9 protein-coding genes are annotated in these 7,206 nt (G+C 74.5%); 6 read left to right on the forward strand and 3 right to left on the reverse strand.

The features are described 5' to 3' along the window. Positions 1 to 36: 36 nt before the first annotated feature. Positions 37 to 741 (reverse strand): endonuclease V, encoded by a 705-nt coding sequence (locus AB0E19_RS05690; RefSeq protein ID WP_362173738.1) that lies wholly within the window; start codon positions 739 to 741, stop codon positions 37 to 39. Positions 742 to 783: 42 nt separating this feature from the next. Between AB0E19_RS05690 and AB0E19_RS05695 the strand changes: the two genes are divergently transcribed. Then, on the forward strand, positions 784 to 1,341 hold the full coding sequence (locus tag AB0E19_RS05695; protein WP_362173741.1) for an SMI1/KNR4 family protein: 558 nt from the start codon (positions 784 to 786) through the stop codon (positions 1,339 to 1,341). 36 nt (positions 1,342 to 1,377) lie between these two features. Beyond that, positions 1,378 to 1,677, forward strand: a complete 300-nt coding sequence (locus tag AB0E19_RS05700) for a YciI family protein (RefSeq protein WP_360315913.1) — start codon at positions 1,378 to 1,380, stop codon at positions 1,675 to 1,677. 9 nt (positions 1,678 to 1,686) lie between these two features. Here the strand turns inward: AB0E19_RS05700 and AB0E19_RS05705 are convergent, their stop codons facing one another. After that, positions 1,687 to 2,769: an oxidoreductase gene (locus AB0E19_RS05705; protein ID WP_362173823.1), complete on the reverse strand. Its 1,083-nt coding sequence runs from the start codon at positions 2,767 to 2,769 to the stop codon at positions 1,687 to 1,689. Between the two features lie 147 nt (positions 2,770 to 2,916). Between AB0E19_RS05705 and AB0E19_RS05710 the strand changes: the two genes are divergently transcribed. From AB0E19_RS05710 to AB0E19_RS05720, 3 genes are all read left to right on the forward strand, one after another. Then, on the forward strand, positions 2,917 to 3,399 hold the full coding sequence (locus AB0E19_RS05710; protein WP_362173745.1) for a (4Fe-4S)-binding protein: 483 nt from the start codon (positions 2,917 to 2,919) through the stop codon (positions 3,397 to 3,399). Positions 3,400 to 3,606: 207 nt separating this feature from the next. Next, positions 3,607 to 4,023 carry an SsgA family sporulation/cell division regulator gene (locus AB0E19_RS05715; protein ID WP_362173750.1) on the forward strand — a complete coding sequence of 139 codons (417 nt, stop codon included), beginning with the start codon at positions 3,607 to 3,609 and terminating at the stop codon, positions 4,021 to 4,023. Between the two features lie 257 nt (positions 4,024 to 4,280). Further along, positions 4,281 to 5,927, forward strand: coding sequence for an ATP-binding cassette domain-containing protein (locus AB0E19_RS05720; RefSeq protein ID WP_362173753.1), 1,647 nt, complete (start codon positions 4,281 to 4,283; stop codon positions 5,925 to 5,927). 53 nt (positions 5,928 to 5,980) lie between these two features. On the opposite strand, the gene AB0E19_RS05725 is transcribed toward AB0E19_RS05720, so the two are convergent. Next, entirely contained in the window at positions 5,981 to 6,463 is a 483-nt protein-coding gene (locus AB0E19_RS05725; protein ID WP_362173756.1) for an ATP-binding protein, read from the reverse strand. Between the two features lie 193 nt (positions 6,464 to 6,656). Between AB0E19_RS05725 and AB0E19_RS05730 the strand changes: the two genes are divergently transcribed. Further along, on the forward strand, positions 6,657 to 7,206 hold a 550-nt coding region (locus AB0E19_RS05730; RefSeq protein ID WP_362173759.1), incomplete at its 3' end, for a Scr1 family TA system antitoxin-like transcriptional regulator.

Here is a 7,206-nt window from a genome sequence, read left to right on the forward strand (position 1 = left end):
CTTTTCGGTCCGTGTCGCCTTCGGCCCGTGTCGCCGTCAGCCCGCGCCTTCTTCGGCCCGCGCCTCCTTGAGCGCGCGACGGCAGAGCGCGTCGGCGTGCCGGGTGGTCTCGGGGACGCGGTAGCGCGGGGAGAGCGCGAGGGCGTGGGCGCAGGCGTTGTCGAGGGAGATCCGGTGGCCGACGGAGACGAAGACCGGTTTGACGCCGCGCTGGGTGCGCAACGCCCTTCCCACCTCCTCTCCTTCGGCGAGGAGAGGCGCGAAGTCGCCCCGTGCGGAGCCGGGTTGCTCGTAGGTGAAGGTGAAGGGGTTCTTGGCGACGCCGATCGCGGCCCGTCCGGTGAGCACCCCGAGATGGGAGGCGAGACCGAAGCGGCGCGGATGGGCGAGCCCGTAGCCGTCGCACACCAGGAGCCCCGGGTCGGCGGTGAGCGCGTCCAGGGCGGCGAGCACGGCGGGGATCTCCCGGAAGGCCAACAGCCCCGGTACGTAAGGGAAGGAGACCCGGCCGACGGCGGTGGCCTCCTCGACCACCTCCAGCGATCCGGCGTCCAGGACCACGGCGGCCGCGGCCACCAGGTCCCGCTCGTCGTCGTAGGCCACGTCGAGCCCGGTGACGTGCCCCTCCCCCACGGCCGGCCCGTCCTCGTCGAGCACGAGCCGCCCGCGCAGGGCGCGCTGGACGTCCAGCGCCGCCGCCTCCTCGGCGGGCCATCCCGCCGGAACCCCGATGATCCCCATGCGGGCCACCCTACGGCGGCGGCGTCGGATACCGTGCCCGCCGTGACCTCGATCGACGCGCTCGTGCGCCTCTGCCCGCCGCCCGCCGTGGCGCCGCCCGCCGTGGACTGGGCGGGGACCGAACGCGCCCTCGGGACGCCGCTCCCGGAGGACTACAAGCGGCTGGTCGAGACGTACGGCTCCGGCGTCTTCGACGAGACGGTGTGGCTGCTCGCCCCGGACGCGGGCCGCCTCGACCACGACCTGCTCGCGCAGCGGCGGGAACGGGACGAGATCCTGGAGTCGCTGTGGGAGATCGGCGAGGAGCGCCCCGAGGAACTGGCGGAGCCGGGCGCGGTCGTGGTGCCGTGGGCGTTCGAGGAGGGCTCGGGGGCCTTCCTGTACTGGCTGGTGCGGCCCGGCAGCCACCCCGACACCTGGCCGGTGCTCTACAACGAGGGCCGCGGCCCGCTCTGGGAGCGGCACGGCCCGGGTTGCGCGGCCTTCCTGTACGCGGTGCTCACCGGCACGGCGGACACCGCGTACTTCGGCTACCTGTACGAGGCGCGGGGGCTCGGCGCGCACCTCTTCGAGCCGGTCGCGGCGGCGCTCGGGGAGTGAACGGCCCGGCCGGACGCCGCCGGTAGCCTTGCACGCATGTTCGTACTGGAATTGACCTACACCGCGCCCGTCGAGCGGGCGGACGCCCTCATGGACGCGCACATCGCCTGGCTGGACGAGCAGTACGCCGCCGGGGTGTTCCTGGCGTCCGGGCGGAAGAACCCGCGCGACGGCGGGGTGATCCTGGCGGCCGGGGTCGACCGGGCCGCGATCGAGCGGATCGCGGCGGCCGACCCCTTCAGCTCCGAGGGCGTGTGCGCCTACCGGATCACCGAGTTCTACGCGTCGAAGACGGTCGAGGGCCTGGCCGGCTACCGCGAGCAGCCGCCGGCCTGACCCCGTCCGTCAGCCGCGGGCGAGCCGGGCGATCCGGCCCTTCTCGCCGGAGGTCCAGCAGCCGCCGTCCGGGGCGCAGTCCACGGTGTCGTACGAGCCGGTGTCGACGGTCCGCCAGGTCCGGCCGCCGTCCCGGGTGAGGTCGGTGCCGGTCGGGCCGACGGCCAGGGCCGCCGTACGGGAGTGCGGCAGCCAGGCGACGCCGGAGCGGTACGCGGGCGGGGGCGTGCCGGCCGGGGTCCAGGTCCGTCCGCCGTCGCCGGTGACGGCGGCGGAGGACGGCGAGGGCTGCCCGGCGCGGTAGTCGCCGCCGACCGCGAGACCGTGGTCGCGGTCCCGGAAGGCGAGCGCGAAGACGCCCCGGGCGGGGTCGCCGGCCGGCACGGGGCTGTCGGTGACGGTCCAGGTGCGGCCCCGGTCCGCGGAGTGGAGGATCCGGGCGGTGGCGGCGCCGCCGGTCGCGAACCAGACGTCCTTCCCGCCGCCGGGGGCGGTCACCAGGCACTGCCCGCTCGCGGCGAAACCGGCCTCGCCGGGCAGGGCGGCCGGCATCCCGGAGTCCGGCAGGACCTCCCAGCTGCGGCCGCCGTCGCGGGTGGCGAGGATCCGGAACCTTCCGTCGACGGGGTCGCTCAGGGCGAGGCCGTGGCGGCGGTCGAGGAAGGTCACGCAGTCGTAGAAGGCGCGCGGATCGGTGTTGCGGAAGGCCTCGGTCCAGGTGGCGCCGCCGTCCTCGGTGCGCAGCAGCCGGGACGCCTCGCCCTCGCCGATGGCGAGGACGACGGCCCGGCGGGCGTCGAAGGCCTCGACGTCACGGAGCTCAAGGCCCTCCGCGCCGGGCGGTGAGACGTTTCGCCAGCTGTGGCCGGCGTCGGTGGTGCGCAGGACGGTGCCCCGGGAGCCCGCCGCCCAGGCGGTGCGCCGGTCCACCGCCGCCAGTCCCCGGAAGCGGGCGTCGGTGCCGGTGGGGGTGAGCCGCCAGCCGTCCGCGGAGGTGGCGGTGACGGGGGCCGCGGGGGTCTCCCCGGCCCGCGCCGGGGCCGCGAGGGTCAGCGCGAGCGCCGCCCCGACGAGTCCCGCCAGCCCCGCCAGTCCCGCCCTCGTCGTGCGTCGCGTCGTTCGCGTCGTTCGCACAGGTGTCATGGCGCCGGAAGCTAGCGGTGGCGGCCCGGCCCGTCCAGAGGGCCTCCCGGCCCCCGCCGGGGTGCGGGGCGCGGCGGGCGTTCCTAGGCTGGGCGCATGACCGAGGGAACCGTGGAGCCGGGGCCGGAGAACCCCATCGCCGAGAAGCCGAGGCTGAAGGAGTACGACGGCGAGGGCATCACCGTCACGTTCGAGCCGCGCCGCTGTCTGCACGCGGCCGAGTGCGTCCACGGACTGCCGGAGGTCTTCGACCTCTCCCGCCGCCCGTGGGTGCTGCCGGACGCGGCCACGCCGGAGCGGGTCGCCGAGGTGATCCGGCGCTGCCCCTCGGGCGCGCTCCGGTACCACCCGCCGGAGGGCCGCGGCGCGGAGGAGGCACCGGACGTGCCGACCACCGTGCGGCGCTCGCCGTCCGGGCAGCTGGTGATGCGCGGCGACCTCCTCGTCATGGGCGCGCACGGGGCCCGGCACGAGACCCGGGTGATGCTCTGCGGCTGCGGCGCCTCGGCGAACCAGCCGTACTGCGACCACTCGGGGCCGTGCGCGGCGCCGGACGACGACGTGGCCGAGGACCGCTGAGCCCCCGCCGGGCTCGCCGACCTGCCCGTCCTCCCTGCGGCTCCCGCCTCTTCCGCTTCGGTTCCCCCTTCGGCCGCCTTTCTCGGTGACACACCTCACGTGGGGGGTCGGTGCACGTTCCGGCCGTTCCGCTCGTCTTCATGGGTGTCAGGTGCCCTGGTGTCGGGGAGACGCTCAGGATCACAACCCGCGCGAGAGGAGTCCGCCGTGTCCGCCGTGATCGAGCAGCCAGTCCAGGCCCGTCTGGTCGCTTCCGCTCCCCGGATGGAGACCGTCCCTGCCACCCTGCGCTACGACCGCGAGGATCCGTACGCGGTCAGCATGGCCTTCCCGCCGCCGGCGACCCTGGAGGGCGTCGAGGTCTCGTGGGCCTTCGCCCGCGACCTGCTGGTCCAGGGGGTCGAGCGGCCCGCCGGCGACGGCGACGTACGGCTGCGTCCGTACGGCTACGACCGCACGGTCGTCGAGTTCCACGCCCCGGAGGGCGTGGCGATGGTCCATGTGCGCACCTCCGAGCTGCGCCGCTTCCTGGAACGCTCGCAGCACCTGGTGCCGGCCGGGCGGGAGCACCAGTACCTGGACTGGGACCGGGACCTGGCCGAGCTGCTGGGCGAACTGCCGTAGCCCGGCTCCCGTAATTCGATTGCCTCCTCCCCCGAGGGCTTCTACGGTCGACAGGTCGCATCGCCTCCCGATCGGAGAAGGAACGTTGTTCATCTGAGGTCCCGAGACACCGTGCCGCGCCTGGCCCCCGTGCCCCGCGCGCCGTTCTCGACCTCGGTGGACGAGCCGTTCCCCACGTTGCCCGCGCCCCGGTGTCTCCACGCGTCGCACCACGCCCACGCTCACACCCGTGCTCGCGGCACGCACCGGAGGCCCTCATGTCACATCAGCCTGTCTTCCTCTCCGCCACCTCGCTCTCCTTCTCCTGGCCCGACGGCACCGAGGTCTTCGACGACCTGCGGATGACGGTCGGCCCCGGCCGCACCGGCCTGGTCGGCACCAACGGTGCGGGGAAGTCCACCCTGCTCCGGCTGCTGGCCGGGCGGCTCACCCCCACCGGCGGCGCCGTGACGGCGTCCGGCGAGATCGGCCACCTTCCGCAGAACCTGGTCCTGGACACCGGCCGCCGGGTGGACGCGATCCTCGGGATCGACCGGAAGAGGGCGGCGCTGCACGCCGTCGAGGCCGGGGATCCCGCCGAGGAGCACTTCACCGTGATCGGCGACGACTGGGACGTGGAGGAGCGGGCCCGCGCCACCCTCGACCAGCTCGGGCTCGGCGCGATCGGCCTGGACCGCACGGTCGGCGAGCTGTCCGGAGGCGAGTCCGTGCTGCTGCGGCTCGCCGCGCTGCTGCTGGCCCGGCCGGACGTGCTGCTGCTCGACGAACCGACCAACAACCTGGACCTGTACGCCCGTTCGCGTCTGTACGAGGCGGTGGAGGGCTGGTCCGGGGTGATGGTGGTGGTGAGCCACGACCGGGAGCTCCTGGAGCGGGTCGACCGGATCGCCGACCTCCACGACTCCACGGTGAGCTGGTACGGCGGCCCCTACTCGGCGTACGAGGAGGCGCTCGCCGCCGAACAGGAGGCGGCGGAGCGGATGGTGCGGGTCGCCGAGGCGGACCTGCAGCGGCAGCGGCGGGAACTGTCCGAGGTCCAGATGAAGTTGGCGCGCCGCAGGCGGTACGCGCAGAAGAGCTTCGAGAACAAGGCGGTGCCGAAGGTGGTGGCCCACACCCGGCAGGGCCAGGCGCAGGTGTCGGCGGGCAAGCACCGCAATCTGCACGCGGACCGGCTGGCGGAGGCGCGGGAGCGGCTCGACGTGGCGGTGGAGGCGGTACGGGACGAGGACGAGATCCGCGTCGAGCTGCCGCACACCTCGGTGCCGCCGGGGCGCGAGGTGCTGCGCCTGACGGACCTCGAACTGCGGTACGGCGCCCGGGTCGAGGGCGGTTTCGAGCTGCGGGGTCCGGAGCGGGTCGCGCTCGTGGGCCGCAACGGGGCCGGGAAGACGACGCTGCTGCGGACGGTCGCGGGCGAGCTGGAGCCGGTGTCGGGGGAGGTGGAACGGCTGGTGCCGCTCCGCTTCCTGCCGCAGCGGCTCGACGTCCTGGACGACGGGCTCAGCATCGTGGAGAACGTCGCCCGGTTCGCGCCCACGGCGTCGGGGAACACGATCAGGGCGCGGCTCGCGCGGTTCCTCTTCCGAGGCGCCCGGGCGGATCAGCTCGTGGGCACCCTGTCGGGCGGCGAGCGGTTCAGGGCCACGCTGGCGGCGCTGCTGCTCGCGGAGCCGGCTCCGCAGCTGTTGCTGCTCGACGAGCCGACGAACAATCTGGACCTGGCGTCGGTGCGGAAGCTGACGGCGGCCCTCCACGCGTACGAGGGGGCGCTGGTCGTGGCCAGTCACGACCTGACATTCCTGGAGTCGCTGGGGATCACGCGCCGGGTGCTCCTCGACGGCCGTCTGCGGCCGACGTCGGCGGAGGAGCTTCGGGCACCGTCCGCGTCGAGGGCGCGGTGATGCCGACGGCGCGATGGTGTCAGCGCTGCGCCGATGTCACCGGTTCGGGGGCGTCAACGGTGCAGTAAGGCCCAGGACTTGGTCCCGCCCTCCGTGGTGAGGGCGGGGGCCAGGCCCCAGTCGCCGCCCTGCTCGTCGACCGCCGCGGCCAGCAGCCACATGCTGCGGCTGCGGCGTTCGCGGCAGCGTTCCGCCTCGTCCGGCCGCGGGTGGGCCGGATGCTGGTCGTAGAGGACGATCCGCAGGGCGTCGTACTGCCAGCGGACACGCAGCGCCATCTCCCGGTCGGGGGTGAACCGGTAGGCGGCGGCGACGAGTTCGGAGACGGCGAGGCGGGCGGTCTCGCGGAGTTCGGCGAGGCCGTGGCGGGTGAGGAGGCCGTCGACGGCCTGGCGGGCGAGGCCCGCGCAGTAGGCGCCACCGGGGAGCAGCATCGAGTAGCTGAGGTTCTCCGTGGCGGGGGGTATGGGCCCGGCCGCCGCGGTGACGGCGGCGGCCGGAAGGCAACGCAGGGCGCCCTTCATCGGATTGCTCACATTTCCTGTACGTGGGGGTGCTCTGCACACGGACATGGTCGCCCCGTGTGAGACTTGCGCTACCGACCGTAGCGCAGATGCGGAGCACAGTGCTACTACTTGCGGGTAGTGGCGTCGTTTCCGGCCAGAGGGCGAAACGGCGGCGCGGGAGCCGGGCGGCAGGGGGCCGCCCGGCAGGACGAGGGAGAACGACGTGCCACCCAGGACCAGCCCCACCGCACGCCAGCAACGGCTCGGGGCAGAACTGCGCAAGCTGCGCGAACAGTCGGGGATGTCGGCCCAGCAGGCCGCCGCCCTCCTGGGCGTCGACCGCACCCGCATCCCCAACGTCGAGTCCGGCCGCTTCGGCATCAGCCCCGAGCGGGTGCGGACCCTGGCCTTCAACTACGGCTGCCCCGACGCGGGCCTGGTCGACCTGCTCGCCGCCATGGCCCAGGAGCGGGACCGCGGCTGGTGGGAGGAGCACCGCGGACTCCTGCCCCCCGCCCTGCTCGACATCGCGGAACTGGAGTACCACGCGGCCGAGTTGGCGACCGCCGTGACCACCCACGTACCGGGACTCCTGCAGACCGAGGAGCAGGCGCGGGCGGTCTTCGACACCGCCGTCCCGCTGCTGCCCGAGCCCGACCTGGAGGCCCGGCTCGCGCTGCGGCTGCGCCGCCAGGAGGTCCTGGACCGGCCGGTGCCGTACGAGGCGGTGATCCACGAGGCGGCGCTGCGCATGCAGTTCGGCGGCCCGAAAG

It is taken from the genome of Streptomyces sp. NPDC047974 (genome assembly GCF_040653375.1).
In the GTDB taxonomy this organism is placed as follows: Bacteria; Actinomycetota; Actinomycetes; order Streptomycetales; family Streptomycetaceae; genus Streptomyces.